The sequence below is a fragment of the Actinomadura coerulea genome, from assembly GCF_014208105.1.
Classification (GTDB): domain Bacteria; phylum Actinomycetota; class Actinomycetes; order Streptosporangiales; family Streptosporangiaceae; genus Spirillospora; species Spirillospora coerulea.
Map to the genome: position 1 here is coordinate 7,491,714 of NZ_JACHMQ010000001.1, position 15,067 is coordinate 7,506,780.

At 73.4% G+C, this 15,067-nt stretch carries 9 protein-coding genes; 3 read left to right on the top strand and 6 right to left on the bottom strand.

From position 1 onward, the window contains the following. The first annotated feature begins 260 nt into the window (after positions 1–260). Complete coding sequence (locus BKA00_RS34820) at positions 261–3,101, top strand: PKD domain-containing protein (RefSeq protein ID WP_230298958.1); 2,841 nt, start codon at positions 261–263, stop codon at positions 3,099–3,101. A 77-nt stretch (positions 3,102–3,178) separates the two neighbouring features. On the opposite strand, the gene BKA00_RS34825 is transcribed toward BKA00_RS34820, so the two are convergent. The 6 genes from BKA00_RS34825 to BKA00_RS39550 form a co-directional block, all read right to left on the bottom strand. Further along, entirely contained in the window at positions 3,179–4,777 is a 1,599-nt protein-coding gene (locus tag BKA00_RS34825; RefSeq protein WP_185032318.1) for a CBM96 family carbohydrate-binding protein, read from the bottom strand. Between the two features lie 57 nt (positions 4,778–4,834). Next, positions 4,835–6,106, bottom strand: a complete 1,272-nt coding sequence (locus BKA00_RS34830) for a hypothetical protein (RefSeq protein WP_185032320.1) — start codon at positions 6,104–6,106, stop codon at positions 4,835–4,837. Between the two features lie 106 nt (positions 6,107–6,212). Next, entirely contained in the window at positions 6,213–7,004 is a 792-nt protein-coding gene (locus tag BKA00_RS34835) for a WecB/TagA/CpsF family glycosyltransferase (protein WP_185032321.1), read from the bottom strand. Continuing rightward, positions 6,982–7,950 (bottom strand): sulfite exporter TauE/SafE family protein, encoded by a 969-nt coding sequence (locus BKA00_RS34840; RefSeq protein ID WP_185032323.1) that lies wholly within the window; start codon positions 7,948–7,950, stop codon positions 6,982–6,984. The genes BKA00_RS34835 and BKA00_RS34840 overlap by 23 nt, the downstream gene beginning before the upstream one ends. 102 nt (positions 7,951–8,052) lie before the next feature. After that, positions 8,053–9,522, bottom strand: a complete 1,470-nt coding sequence (cysC, locus tag BKA00_RS34845) for an adenylyl-sulfate kinase (RefSeq protein WP_185032325.1) — start codon at positions 9,520–9,522, stop codon at positions 8,053–8,055. A 130-nt stretch (positions 9,523–9,652) separates the two neighbouring features. Beyond that, positions 9,653–10,534 (bottom strand): class I SAM-dependent methyltransferase, encoded by an 882-nt coding sequence (locus BKA00_RS39550; RefSeq protein WP_230298959.1) that lies wholly within the window; start codon positions 10,532–10,534, stop codon positions 9,653–9,655. 257 nt (positions 10,535–10,791) lie between these two features. Between BKA00_RS39550 and mfd the strand changes: the two genes are divergently transcribed. Together mfd and BKA00_RS34860 are read left to right on the top strand one after the other, a co-directional pair. After that, positions 10,792–14,370 carry a transcription-repair coupling factor gene (gene mfd, locus BKA00_RS34855; RefSeq protein WP_185032327.1) on the top strand — a complete coding sequence of 1,193 codons (3,579 nt, stop codon included), beginning with the start codon at positions 10,792–10,794 and terminating at the stop codon, positions 14,368–14,370. Between the two features lie 39 nt (positions 14,371–14,409). Further along, a complete protein-coding gene (locus tag BKA00_RS34860; protein WP_185032329.1) occupies positions 14,410–15,066 on the top strand; it encodes a hypothetical protein in 657 nt (218 codons plus the stop codon). Position 15,067 lies beyond the last annotated feature (1 nt).

Here is a 15,067-nt window from a genome sequence, read left to right on the forward strand (position 1 = left end):
GCCACGCGATCCGGTCCTCCGGTGAGACCCGGCAAGCGTCCTTTCGAGGTGCGCAGCGTACCTCGCGAGACGTGATGAGCGTGCCCGCCGGGGCGCGTCCGGAGGTCCTGCGGCAGGCGGACCGCCGTGCGGGCCGGTGGCCGGAACCGAGATTCAGCGATCAAACGGCGGTACCGATGGCCCGCTGGCTACGATTGCGCGGCGCTATGTGCCTCTACGGGGAACATGGCGGCTTACTTCTATCTTGCACGGAGGGGTCGATGGGCAGACGCAGGTGGGGGCCTCTGGCCGTGGGGGCGGCGCTCGCGCTGGGGACGCTGACGGGCAGCCTCGCGGCGAGCGCCCCGGCGAGCGCGGACCAGAGGGGATCCGAGCCCGGGCACGGCAAGGTCGTCAGCGCCGATCCGGCGAACTACACGCCGAACGTGCTGGACGGCGAGGTCAAGTCGATCATCAAGATCGGCGGCAAGATCTACGTCGGCGGCTCGTTCACCCAGGTGAAGGAGCCCGGGGCCAACAAGCCGACGCTGGTCCGCAACCGGCTGTTCGCCTTCGACGCCTCCACCGGCGCCATCGACCCGGACTTCGCGCCCAGCCTCGACAAGGGCGAGGCCAGCGCGCTCCTGCCCGCCCCCGACGGCCAGTCGATCTACGTCGGCGGGAGCTTCGGCCAGATCAACGGCGTCCGGCACTTCGTGCTCGCCAGGATCAACGCCCAGACCGGCGCCCCGGTCGCCTCGTTCGACCCGCAGCTCGACGCCAAGGTCCGCGACCTGCGGCTGGCGGGCGGGCGGCTGTACGTCGGCGGCACCTTCGCGACCGTCGGCGGCGCCGCGCGGCCGGCCCTCGCCACCCTCGACCCCCAGACGGGGGCCCGCGACGACTTCGTGGACCTGAACGTCACCGGAACCCAGACCGGCGACGGCGTCACCCAGCTCTACAAGATGGACGTCAGCCCGGACGGCTCCAAGCTCGTCGGCATCGGCAACTTCAGCTCGGTCGCGGGCAGCACCCGGCGCCAGATCGTCATGGTGGACCTCACCGGCCCGTCCGCCCAGCTCGCCAACTGGGACACCACCCGCTACGCCGACCAGTGCTCGCAGTCGTTCGACACCTACATGCGCGACGTCGAGTTCTCGCCGGACGGCGGGTACTTCGTGGTGACGACCACCGGCGCGTACGGCGGCTCCGCGAAGCTGTGCGACACCCAGGCCCGCTGGGAGAGCGCCGCCGCCGGCGGCGGCCAGCAGCCGACCTGGGTGAACTACACCGGGGGCGACACCACCTACGCCGTGGAGATCACCGACACGGCCGTCTACACCGGCGGCCACTTCCGGTGGGCCAACAACCCGTTCGCGGGCGACAGCCCCGGCCAGGGCGCCGTCGGCCGCGAGGGCATCGTCGCGCTCGACCCGGTCAGCGGCCTGCCCTTCAGCTGGAACCCCGGCCGCGACAAGGGCGTCGGCGTCTTCGACATGCTGGCCACCGACGAGGGCCTGTGGATCGGCAGCGACACCGACAACGTCGGCGGCGAGTTCCACCAGAAGCTCGCGCTGTTCCCCGTCGCGGGCGGCGCGGCCGTCCCCGCCTACAGCACCGGCGAACTGCCCGGGAACGTCTACTCCGGCGGCGGCATCGGCTTCGGTGCCGCCAACTACCTGAGGCACCGCTCGTTCGACGGCACCACGGCCGGCGCCGCGGTCGACGACGGCACCGCGGGCGTCGACTGGCGGACCGCGCGCGGCGCCTTCATGGTCAACGGGGAGCTCTTCTACGGCTCGTCGGACGGCCTGTTCCGGCGCCGCTCGTTCGACGGCACCGCGCTCGGCACGCCGACCACCATCGACACCGCCGACCAGCTCACCACCATGACGACCTGGCACTCGCAGGTGCAGAACATCACCGGCATGTTCTTCGCCAAGGGCCGGATCTACTACACGCGCGGGCAGTCCTCGCTCTACTACCGGACGTTCAACCCGGAGAGCAACGTCGTCGGCGCGCAGGAGTTCACCGCGGTGGGCAACCTGCCGGGCATGAGCTGGAGCTCGGTCGGCGGCATGTTCGTCAACGGCGCGGACCTCTACTACGTCGACAACGGCAACGGCCGGCTCTACCGCGTCGCGTTCTCCGCGGCGGGTGTGCCGTCCGGCTCGTCGACCGAGGTCAGCGCCGCCGACTGGCGCGGCCGGACGGTCTTCCTGTACGCGGGGACGCCGAACCAGCTGCCGCACGCCGCGTTCACCGGCGACTGCGACGGGCTCAACTGCACCTTCAACGCCGCGGGGTCCTCCGACCCCGACGGTTCGATCGCCTCCTACGCCTGGGACTTCGGCGACGGCGAGACCGGCACGGGCGCCGCGCCGCAGCACGCGTTCACCGCGGCCGGCACCTACACGGTCAAGCTGACGGTCACCGACGACCGCGGCGGCAAGGGCACCAGGTCCCAGGACGTGACGGTCGCCTCGAACCAGGTGAACATCGGCTACCGCGGCGGGTCGGGCGGCAACGGCAACGTCCAGACCGCCACGGCGCAGGTCCCGCCGGCGGTCCAGCCCGGCGACGGCCTGATCCTGATGCTGACGTTCAACAGCAGCGAGGCGACCCTGGCGACCCCGCCGGCCGGCTGGACGCAGGTCGGCACGCAGGCGGCGGGCACCGCGACGTCCGTGGTCTGGAAGCGCGTCGCCCAGGCCGGTGACGCCGGAACGCAGGTCGGCATCGGGTTCAGCGCCTACACCAAGGCCGACGTCCGGCTGCTCGCCTACGAGGGCACCAACGCGACCGACCCGGTCGCGGCGGTGGCCAAGAGCAGCGACGCCGCCACCGTCACCGACCACACCAGCCCGTCCGCCCAGGTGGACGCGGCCGGGTCCTGGGCGCTGACGTACTGGGCGGACAAGTCGTCCAGCACCACGTCCTGGACGGCCCCGGCCGGAGTGGAGACGCGCGGCACCGGGATCGGCTCGGGCAGCGGCCGCATCACGGCCCTGGTCGCCGACAGCAACGGCACGGTCGCCACCGGCACCTACGGCGGCAAGACGGCGACGACCGACGCCGCCAGCCGCGCCGCGCTGTGGACCATCATCCTGGCCCGCAAGTAGGGCGCGTCACCCGCACGCGCCGCGCCCCCCGCCGGATCTCCGGCGGGGGGCGCGGCATGTCGGGGGCGGAGCGGCCCTCAGCAGAATTCGCTCCAGGCCCTGCGGCTCTGGGTGTCGAGGAGGCGGAAGTCGCCGGTGCTCCAGTCGAGGTCGAAGTAGGCCACCCACAGGGCGCGGTGCTTGGCGAGGTAGGCGTTGGTGGCGTTCAGCCAGGCGGCGCGCCTGTCGCCGTTGTCGCCGGCGACGAGGTAGCTGCCGGTCTCGGCGATGCCGAACGGCAGGTCCTCGCCCGTGCTGACGGCGACGACGCGGTCGTACATGGCGGCCGGGTCGTCGTAGCGGCCCTTCTTCCATCCGAGGTTGTACACGTCCCAGCCGAGGACCTGGATGACGTCGCGGCCGGGGTAGTAGTCGCGCCAGTCGCGCTTGGACAGCGGGTCGAGGCTCCAGCCCATCAGGACGAGAGTGGCGTGGACGCGGGGGTTGCCCGCCTTGTCGGCGAGGGACCGCAGCCGGCGCCACGCGGCGCGGTAGTCGGCGGCGGTGAACTCGCCGGAGGCGATGTTGTCCTCGGGCTCGTGGTAGTAGACCCAGTAGAGGTCGCGGTCGCGGGGCGCGGTGGCGAACCAGCGGGTCATCTCCCGGTCGTACTTGCCGGCGAGGACGTCCTTGGGCGCCAGCTTGAACGAGATGATCGGCGGGCGGTTCCCGGTGTCGGGCTTGCCCGGCCACGCCGGCGGGACGCCCTGGTAGAACAGCCGGACGGTCTCCAGGCCGCCGTAGGCGGCGTCCAGGCGGGTGAGGGCCTTCTGGAAGGTCTCGCCCGGCTTCAGTTCGAGGGACAGGCCGCAGAGCGTCCGCCCGCCCGCGGGGGACGTCCCGGGGGTCTTCACCGGCTGCGGGGCCTGCCAGGTGGGCTCGGGCCCGGGCGCGGGAAGCGCCGTGCCGGACGTCTCCGGCGACCTGCTCGGCGTCGGCGGGGGCGCGCCCGGCCGGGTGCGCAGGACCAGGCGCGGGCCCTCGGCGGTCTCCCTCGAACGCAGCGAGACCGCCGTCCGGGAGCCCGGCCCGGTGATGGCGAACGCGTAGAGGCCGGGGCCGGTCACCACGTCGCCGACGTCGAAGGACACCGTGCCCTCCGGGCCGGTGGGGGCGCTCGCCACGACGGACCCGGCGACGGGGCGGTTGCCCCAGGAGGTGCCGTTCTCCGTCCACGCGCCGGGGAGCGTGCGCAGCTCGACGCGCCCCGGCCGGTTCTCCATCCGGTCGAACGTCATCTCCACGCGGGCCCTGGTGACGGCCGGGGTGCCGGGCGGCACCTCGAACGCGACATACGCCTCGGTGTGCCAGCCGGGCCACGCGGAGGCGGTGATCTTCCGCGCGTCCCCGAACGTCGTGCCGGGCATCTCCCGCACGACGTAGGTGTCGGCCGAGGCGGGGACGACCGTGTTCGCGCCCGCGGCGGCCGTCCGGGCGTTGAGGGTCGTGCCGGGGCCCGACAGGGCGACCGCGCCCGCGGAGCCGCCCAGGACCAGCAGGGCGCTCGCGGAGGCGACGTAGAAGAACGGGCGGGGGCGGCGCCGCCGCGGCCCGTCCGGCGGGACGGGCAGCGAGCGGCGCGCGTCGGGCCGGTGGTGGCCGCCGCGGACCACCTCGCGCTGTTCGTGATGGACCAAGGCCCCCGCCCCCTCCGCAGAACGTCCCCCGCCCTTTATCTCATGCGAGCCGCCGGCTCATCCCGCGGGGAACATCCCGAGGCGGCCGTGGTACTCGTGCCCGAGCTGGTCGGTGTCGCTGCCGACGAGCAGCCCCTTCGGGTGGGCGACCAGCGTCTCGACGCCGTGGCCGAGCGTCCGCGTGGGGTTCCACGCCAGCGCCTTGCCGGTCTTGGGGTCGAGCGCGCCGATGCCGGGCCGCGACACGGCGCCGGGGCCGGCGGAGTCGTGGCCGTAGGGGTTGTTCAGCCAGCGCTGGTGCCCGCCGACGTAGACCGCGGCGCCGGTCACCGAGGTGGACAGCAGCGTGTCGCCGCCCGTCCAGTTGACCCAGGTCGGCTTCTGCCCCGACCCGGTGGTGGACGACTCCCAGCGGGCGGCCGAGTCGCACAGCTGGCTCTGCCCGTAGGGGCCGCCCGTGGTGACGACCACGAAGTACTTGCCGTCGGGGGAGAAGTCCATGCCGCGCATGTAGGTGTCGAACGCGGCGAGGTTGCAGGGGGTGGAGTAGCGCTCGGTCGACCAGGTCGACAGCTTCGCGGTGCCCTTGCCCAGGTTGATCATCGCGATCTGCACCCGGCGCTGGCCGTTCACCCGGGTGAACGTCCCGTTGATGACCATGCGGGTGTCGGTGGGGTCGACCGCCATCCGGTAGACCTTGAGGTCGCCCGACCGGGGCTCGGTGACGGTGAAGTTGAACGCGTTGTCGGCGACGCCCGTGAGCCTGTCGACCCGCGCGAGGCCGGTGCGCGTCTTGCCGCCCGCCTTGGTGAACATGCCGCCGATGTAGAGCCGGGCGCCGCGCACCACCATGGTGTAGACCCGGTAGTTCACGTTCGGCTTGAAGCCGGTGTGGACCTTGTTGGTCGAGATCTTGAGCGCCGTCACCGTACCGGTCTTGACGCCGTTGACGGTGGTGAACGTCCCGGCCGCGTAGATCCAGTCGCTGGACCCGGGCTGCAGGGCGTGGACGGTCCCGTTGACCTTCGGGACGAAGGCCGTGCTGATCTTCCCGGTCCGCATGTCGTAGGCGAACAGGTTGTGCCGCTTGAGCGTCTTCTTGCCGCTGCCGGCCTCGCGGACCTCCTCGAAGTTCCCGCCGACGACGACCCAGTTCCCGACGGTGGTGATGGCGCGGACGGTGCCGTCCAGCACGTGCGGGGTGATGTTCACCGGGTTGGCGGAGACGACCGCCGGCTGGGAGATGTCGGCCGAGGCCGTGCCGGCGGCGGCGGGGACGGCGAGCACCGCGAGCGCGGCGGCCGTGAGGCGGGCGATGGTGGGGCGCATGAAGGTGCTCCGGGATGCGGCCGGGGACGCTGATGGCATCTTGTCCTACCACATGGCTAGAGGACGAGTAGGGGTTCCGGGCAAGTGCGGCATAGGAGGCATCCGCTCAGTCGGCGGGGGCCCTGCCGTGCCGCAGGCGATGGTAGAGGACCCGGGCCAGATAGGCGCCGAGTTCGACGGTGTAGCGCCGCCAGAGGCGGCGGGGTTCGCGCGCCAGGCGGTAGAGGAAGCCCACGCGCAGCTTCAGGACCCAGGCGGGGTAGTAGTCGCGCCGTTCGGCGAGGTGCTCGAAGTAGGCGCCGCACGTGATGACGACCGGTGCGGTGAGGCGGTCGCGGTACTCGGCGACGAACCGCTGCTGCAGGGGCGTCCCGAGGCCGACGTGCAGGATGTCGGGGGCCGCGTCGTTGATCTCGGCGACGAGGCGCTCGGCGGTCTCGGCGGGGATGCGGCCCTGCCCGTCCGCCCAGTGGCCGTGCTGGGTGCCCGCGACGTCCAGGCCCGGGTACCAGGCGCGGACGTTCGCGGCGGCGGCCTCCGCGACGCCGGGCGCGTTGCCGAACAGGAAGACGCGCCAGCCCTCCTCGGCGGGCTGGCCGAACAGGTCGTCGGTGAGGTCGTCGTTGGCCATCCGGCCGGGGACGGGGCGCCCGAAGATCTTCGCGGCCAGCACGACGCCCCAGCCGTCCGGGAGGTTGAGGTCGAAGCCGTTCATCAGGTCGCGCAGCCCCGGATCCTTCTGCGCCCTGAGGACGTAGTCCGGGTTGGCGAAGGTGACCGTCAGCTTCGACCGCTCCTTGACGGCCTCCGCCACGAAGGAGCGGAACCGCGCGGTGTCCACGCGGCTGACCCGTACGCCGAGGACGTCGACGGTGTCATGCGGCCATCGTGGGTCCACGTTCGCTCTGCTCTCCTGAGGCACCGGCGACGCCGGGGGAAACGACCGGAGAGGAGAGCGTATCCCGGCGCGGCGCGGCCCGGTGGCGAAGCGCGAGCCACGCGCCGGCCGTGGCCGCGGTGAGGACGACCATGGTCCAGGCGAGCGGGACGGCCGCGACGCCGAACATCTTCAGCGAGGAGGCGACCAGCACGAGGGCCAGCACCCGCCGGATCAGGGTGCTCGGGGCCCGGGAGGAGATCTTGGAGCCGAGGTAGACGCCGGGGATCGAGCCGGCGAGCAGCGCGGCCGTGACCTCCATGCGGAAGTCGCCGAACAGCAGGTGGCCGATGGCGGCCGCGAGGACCAGCGGGACGGCCTGGAGCAGGTCGGTGCCGACGAGCTGGTTGGCCTTGAGCGCCGGGTAGAGCGCGAGAAGCGCGACGATGATGAGGGAGCCGGAGCCGACCGAGGTGATGCCGACGACCAGGCCGCCGACGACGCCGATCAGCACGGTCGGGACGGGCCGGATCGTGATCTCCGCGGACCCGTCGCCGTCTCCGGCGGAGCCGCCGCGGCCCCGGTAGGCGAGGTAGCCGCGCAGCACCAGGCCCGCGGCGGCGATCATCAGTGCGGCGCCCATCGCCTTGCCGATGACGTTCTCCACGGAGTCGCCGTGGCCGAGCGCGCGCGCCAGCAGGACGCCGGAGAACGCGGCGGGCACCGAGCCCGCGCACAGCCACCCGACCAGCCGCATGTTGATGGTGCCCTGCCGGTAGTGGACGGCGCTGCCCACCGGTTTCATGACGGCGGCGGCGACCAGGTCGCTGGACACGGCGGCGAGCGGGCTCACCCCGAAGAACGTGACGAGCATCGGCGTCATCAGGGCGCCGCCGCCCATCCCGGTCAGCCCGACGATGATGGCGACGAGGAACGAGCCGAGCGCCATCGTCCAATCGAAGTCCATCGGCATGACCTACCTGTCATGTAGGAATTATGGTTAACACGATAGGTGATGCCCTCCGGATCGGGAAATACCGGGCAAGGGGGACGGGTGGGACGGGTGGGGTTATTCCGCTCGCACCCAGCCGCCGCCGACCAGCAGGTCGAGGACCCGGGCGACCGCCTCGTCCGGCGTCGACCGCGAGGTGTCGAGCGTCAGGTCGGCGTCGTCCGGCTCCTCGTAGGGGTCGGAGATGCCGGTGAACTCGGGGATCTGACCGGCGCGGGCCTTGGCGTACAGGCCCTTGCGGTCGCGGCGCTCGCACTCCTCCAGCGGCGTCGCCACGTGCACGAGGATGAAGTCGCCCACGGCGGACACCATCCGCCGCACCTCGGCGCGGGTGGCCGCGTAGGGGGCGATCGGCGCGCAGATCGCGGTGCCGCCGTGCCGGGTGATCTCGGCGGCGACGAACCCGATGCGGCGGATGTTGAGGTCGCGGTCGGCGCGGGAGAACGTCAGGCCCGCCGACAGCATCCGCCGGACGACGTCGCCGTCCAGCAGCGTGACCGTCCGGCCGCCGCGCTCCACCAGCGCGTCGGCCAGGCCGCGCGCGACCGTGGACTTCCCGGAGCCCGACAGGCCGGTGAAGAACACCGTGATGCCGCGCGAGCGCTTCGGCGGGCGCGCCAGCGCCAGTTCGGCGGCGACGGCGGGCGGGGTGAACCAGTCGGGGACGGGCTCGCCCGCGTCCAGCAGCTCGTTCAGCCGCTCGGGGGTCAGCTCCGCCTGGACGTGGTCGGGCTCGATGCGCGCGACGGGCCGCCAGACCTCGACGTCGGCGTCGTAGGCCCACGGCTCCGGGACGACGAGCGGGACGGCGGTGCCCTCCGTCTCCCGCTCGGCGAGCAGGTGGGTGGCGCCGTAGGCCGCGGCGACGTGCGCGCGGAGCAGGACGTCGCGTTCCCGGTCGCCGCGCGACGGCAGCGGCACGGGGATGATCTGGGCGCCGTCCGGCAGCTCCCGGCGGACCCCGAGCAGCGCCCGGACGAGGGACTCGTCGTGCTCGCCGCCCAGCAGCGGCAGGACGAGGACCTTCGCGCCGAGCCGCTCGGCGACCTGGCGGAGCTGGCCGAGCTGCTTGCGGTGCAGGGGCTCGCGGGTGGCCACCGCGAGTACGTCGCCCTCGGGCGCGTCGAGCTCGTCCGGGCGGCGGCGCAGGCGGTGGAACGGTCCGTGCGCGGGGGAGCGGAGGGCCTCCAGCGGCCCGGCGAGCCGCCAGCCCTGGGTCGTCGGGTCCTGCCACGCCTCGCCGACCCGCAGCACCGCGAGCGGCACGCCCTCCGGGTCCTGGAGGACGACCCGCTCATGGCCGGTCAGCTCCTTGGGGACCGACAGCGTGACCGGGACCGGCCACGGGGTGCCGTCCGCGAGCCGCCCCCCGGCGATCACCATGGCGGTGTCGAACGAGCCGAGGAAGCCCGTCAGCGGGCGGTACACCCCCGCGAGGACGAGTTCGAGGTCGGCGAGCTCGACCGGGTCCGGGGTCCAGGCGGGCAGGTCGCGCAGCGTGTCGGGAAGGCCGGCTTCGGCGGTCACCGCGATCTCCGATCCCGCCCGGCGGGGCGGCCGGGCTCGTCCATGGCGAGCAGGGTTTTCGCAGGAAAAATACTGCCCCGGCCTGGTGGCGCGCACGTCAGCCCCGGGCCTGGCGGCCCCCGGCCCCCGCTCAGATGACCCGCGCGAAGCGGTTCTCCGGTTTGCGGATGACGAAGGTGACCTCGCTGTGGTCGGCCGTCAGCCGCCCCCGGGTGACCGCCGACACCAGCCGGCACAGCAGGTCGGCGAGGCCGGTTCCGGCCCCGAGGGCGTCGAGCGCCTGCCGCGAGGTGTACTCCTCGGCCACGACCAGCCCGCGCATGACGCAGTACCAGCGCAGGCCCGACCGGGAGGCGACCCGGTCGTAGATCGCCGGAGGCGGGCTCGTCCGGACGACCGGCACCGGCCGGGACGCGGCCGGCGTGGCCTGTCCGGCCGGGGCCTGCCCGGCGGCGGCGGCCGCCGCCCCGCCTTCGCCCGCCGGATACGGGACGCGGGCGTGGGCGCCGCGGGCGCGGCGCGGGCGGTCGGCGGCCGGGGCGCGCCCCGGCCGGAGGCGGCGCCGGCCGGACGAGCGCAGCCAGCGGGGGAGCGTGCGGTCCAGGAACCCGAACGCGGTGTCGCGGTCGCGCAGGTGCACCAGCAGCAGCCCGCCGGGCTTGAGCGCGGCGACGAACCGGTCGAGCACCAGCTCGGCGTGCGGGGCGCGCTCGATCAGGTACGAGGCGTGGACGATGTCGAAGGCGCGCGGCGGCAGCGGGACGGTGCGCAGGTCGCCGAGGTGCCAGGCGTCGAGGTCGGGCCGCTCGCAGGTGTAGGCGCGCAGCTCCGGGGACTCAAGGTCGACCCCCGTGACGTCGCGCTCGCGGTCGCCGAGGTCCAGCCCCGTCCCCCAGCCGCAGCCCGCTTCGAGGACGTGGATCCGCTGCAGGGGCTTCTCTAGGGCGTACTGGCGGGCGCGTTCTGAGAAGAGATCGCCGCCGTTGACCGGCGACGTACGCAGATCGGTCACAATCTCGCAGCGTAATCGCTTGGCTGCGCTCCGTCCGCTATTTGCCCTTCCTTGGCGACGGCCGTGTCGCCGTCCGTGCCGGTCGGGGCGCGGACGGCGAGCCGCGGCCCCGCAAGGGCGGCCCCGGCGCCGCCTGAACGAGCGCCGCCGGGGGCGCGTACGCTGGTACGCGGTACCGGGTCCGGCAGGATTCCGGCTTTTCGGGCTGCCCTGCCTCGGGGTGATCGGCCAAAACGCGGGCGAATATCGGGCGAATAATGACGCTTTCTGGACTTGTTGACCTTGCATGCACCGACCCCGGTCTGCGGAACGCGCTCGCGCGGCCGCGCACGGACCGGGAGATCGTCGCGCCCGCCGCGCTGTGGCCGATCCTGGCCGCCGCGCTGAGCCGCCGCCTCCGCGAGGACGGCGGGGGCGCCGTGCTCGCGGTGACCGCGACCGGCCGCGAGGCCGAGGACCTGACCGCCGCCCTGTCGAGCCTGCTCGCCCCCGAGCGCGTCGCGCACTTCCCGGCGTGGGAGACGCTGCCGCACGAGAAGCTGTCGCCGCGCTCGGACACGGTCGGGCAGCGGCTGGCGGTGCTGCGCCGCCTCGTCCACCCGGGCGCGGGCGGCCCGCCCGCCGGGGACGGCTCGGAGAAGGGCGGCGCGCTGGACGTCGTGGTGACCCCGGTCCGCGCGGTCCTGCAGCCGATCGTGTCCGGGCTCGCCGACCTGGAGCCGGTGCGGCTCGCCTCCGGCGAGGACGCCGACATGGACGACACGGTCCGGCGCCTGGTGGAGGCCGGGTACCACCGCGTCGACCTGGTGGAGAAGCGCGGCGAGATCGCGGTGCGCGGCGGCATCCTCGACGTGTTCCCGCCCACCGAGGAGCACCCGCTCCGGGTGGAGTTCTGGGGCGACACCGTCGAGGAGATCCGCTACTTCAAGGCGGCGGACCAGCGCTCCCTGGAGGTCGCGCAGGGCGGGCTGTGGGCGCCGCCGTGCCGCGAGCTGCCGCTGACGGAGAAGGTGCGCGAGCGCGCGAGGCTGCTCGCGCGGGAGCACCCGGCCCTGGAGGAGATCCTCGGCCGGATCGCCGACGGCGACACCGTCGAGGGCATGGAGGCGTTCTCGCCCGTCCTCGCCGACAGCATGGAGCTGCTGACCGACCTGCTGCCGGACGGGTCGGCGCTGCTGGTGTGCGAGCCGGAGCGGATCCGCACCCGGTCGGTCGAGATGGTCCGCACGAGCCAGGAGTTCCTGGAGGCGAGCTGGGTCAACGCCGCCGCCGGGGGAGAGGCGCCGATCGACCTCGGCGCCGCGGCGTTCCGCTCGCTGGAGGAGGTCCGCGAGCACAGCACGGAGCTGGGGCTGCCGCGCTGGAGCGTGACGGCGCTGAGCCCGCTGGCGGCGGGCGGCGCGGAGGGCGAGCTCCCGGACGGCGAGTCCCCCGGCGGCTCCGCGGAGACGCTGAGCCTCGGCGTGCAGCCGGCGGAGGCGTACCGCGGCGACACCTCCCGCGTCGTCGGCGACCTCAAGGGCTGGACGGACGGCGGCTGGCGCGTCGTGCTGGTCACCGCGGGGCACGGGCCGGCCGAGCGGCTCGCCCAGCTCGCCCGCGAGGAGGGCGTCGGCGCACGGCTCGCCGACGTCGCCGCCGCGCCCGAGCCCGCGGTGGTCACCGTCACGACCGGGCTGCTGGAGAACGGGTTCGTCTGGGAGTCGGTCGGGCTCGCGGTGCTGACCGAGACCGACCTGTCGGGGCAGAAGTCGTCCACGCGGGACGCGCGGCGCATGCCGTCGCGGCGGCGCGGCGGCATCGACCCGCTCCAGCTCAAGCAGGGCGACTACGTGGTGCACGAGCAGCACGGCGTCGGGCGGTACGTGGAGATGGTCAGCCGGACGGTGCAGGGCGCCACCCGCGAGTACCTGATCCTGGAGTACGCCAAGAGCGACCGGCTGTTCGTCCCGACCGACCAGCTGGAGGAGCTCACCCGCTACGTCGGCGGCGAGGCGCCCAGCCTGCACCGGCTCGGCGGCGCCGACTGGCAGAAGGCCAAGTCCCGCGCCCGCAAGGCGGTCAAGCAGATCGCCGGGGAGCTGATCCGGCTCTACTCGGCGCGGATGGCGAGCCCCGGCCACGCGTTCGCGCCCGACACCCCGTGGCAGCGGGAGCTGGAGGACGCCTTCCCCTACAACGAGACGCCCGACCAGCTCGCCGCCATCGACGAGGTGAAGGGCGACATGGAGCGGGCCGTCCCGATGGACCGGCTGATCTGCGGCGACGTCGGCTACGGCAAGACCGAGATCGCCGTGCGGGCGGCGTTCAAGGCCGTCCAGGACGGGCGGCAGGTCGCGGTGCTCGTGCCGACGACGCTGCTGGTGCAGCAGCACATGTCGACGTTCAGCGAGCGGTTCGCGGCGTTCCCGGTCGCGGTGAAGCCGATCAGCCGGTTCCAGGCCGACAAGGAGATCGAGGAGACGCTGCGCGGGCTGGCGGAGGGCTCGGTGGACGTCGTGGTCGGCACGCACCGGATCCTGTCGTCGCAGACCCGCTTCAAGAACCTCGGCCTGGTGGTCATCGACGAGGAGCAGCGGTTCGGGGTCGAGCACAAGGAGGAGCTGAAGCGGCTGCGGACGCAGGTGGACGTGCTCGCCATGTCGGCGACGCCGATCCCGCGGACGCTGGAGATGGGCCTCACCGGCATCCGGGAGATGTCGACGATCCTCACCCCGCCGGAGGAGCGCCACCCCGTCCTGACGTTCGTCGGCCCGTACGAGGAGAAGCAGATCGCCGCGGCGGTCCGGCGCGAGCTGCTGCGCGAGGGCCAGGTGTTCTTCGTGCACAACCGCGTCCGCTCCATCAACAAGGTGGCGGCGAACCTGGCGCGGCTCGTCCCGGAGGCGCGGGTCGCGGTCGCGCACGGCCAGATGAACGAGAACGAGCTCGAGAAGGTCATGGTCGACTTCTGGGAGAAGAACTACGACGTCCTCGTCGCGACCACCATCGTGGAGTCCGGCCTGGACGTGCCGAACGCCAACACCCTCATCGTCGACCGCGCCGACATGTACGGGCTGTCGCAGCTCCACCAGCTGCGCGGGCGCGTCGGGCGCGGCCGGGAGCGGGCCTACTCCTACTTCCTCTACCAGCCGGAGCAGCCGCTCACCGAGACCGCGCACGAGCGGCTCGCGACGCTGGCGCAGCACACCGAGGTCGGCGCCGGCATGTACGTCGCGATGAAGGACCTGGAGATCCGCGGCGCGGGCAACATCCTCGGCGCCGAGCAGTCCGGGCACGTCGCGGGCGTCGGGTTCGACCTGTACGTCCGGATGGTCGGCGAGGCGGTGCGGGAGCTGAAGGAGGGCGGCGTCGAGCCCGAGGCCGTCGAGACCAAGGTCGAGCTGCCCGTCGACGCGCACCTGCCGCACGAGTACGTGCCGGGCGAGCGGCTCCGGCTGGACGCCTACCGGCGGATCGCCGCGATCACCTCCGAGGACGAGATCGCCGCCGTGCACGAGGAGCTGAAGGACCGGTTCGGTCCGCTGCCCGTCCCGGTGCTGAACCTGCTGGAGGTCGCCCGGTTCCGGGCCAAGGCCCGCAGGGCGGGGCTGAGCGACGTCACCCTCCAGGGCACCTTCGTGAAGTTCACGCCCGTGCATCTGCCCGACTCCAAGCAGGTCAGGCTGCAGCGGCTGTACCCGAAGAGCATCCTGAAGCCGGCGACCGACACCCTGCTCGTGCCCGCGCCGAAGACCGCGCCGCTCGGCGGCCGCCCGCTGCGCGACCAGGAGCTGCTGAGGTGGGCGACCGACCTGGTGGACGCCCTGTTCCTGGAGTCCGCGGCGCGGCGCTAGGCTGGCGCCGCCCCGATCGAGCGACGAGACGAGGAATCCGTGCCTGGTAAGTCCGTGAAGGCGGCGGTGGCGGCCGTGCTGGCGGCCGCCGCGCTGGCCGGCTGCGGCGGCTCCCCGAAGGTCGGCACCGCCGCACTCGTCGGCGACGACCGCATCACCGTCACCACCCTCAGCCAGACCGTCCGCGACTGGCGCGTGCAGTTCCGCTCGGACCCGGCGGCCAACGAGCTGCGCGCGAACCCCGCGAACCCGGCGCCGCAGGTCGCGGGCGACTCCGAGTCCGACCTGCAGGGCGCGCTCACCCTGCTGATCAACTTCCGGGTCGCCGACCAGGTGGCGCGCCGGGCGGGGGTCGAGGTGACCGGAGGGCAGGTCGACGGCGCCCTCCAGGCCCTGGACCACCAGGGCGGGGCCCAGTCGATCACCCTGGCGAGCGGGCTGCCCCGCGCCCACTCCCGCGACCTGGCCCGGCTGGTGGCGACGCAGCTGGCGGTCATGCAGCGGTTCGGCGCCGACCTGAACAACCGGCTGAACCCGGCGACCGAGCAGGCCGGCCGGCAGTGGAACGAGCTGTTCCAGCGCACCGCCGCCGGCATGCACATCAAGGTCAACCCGCGCTACGGGCACTACGACCCCGCCAAGTTCGAGGTCGCCCCGATCGTCTACCGGCTGTCCAGCCCCGATTCGGGTATCTGAG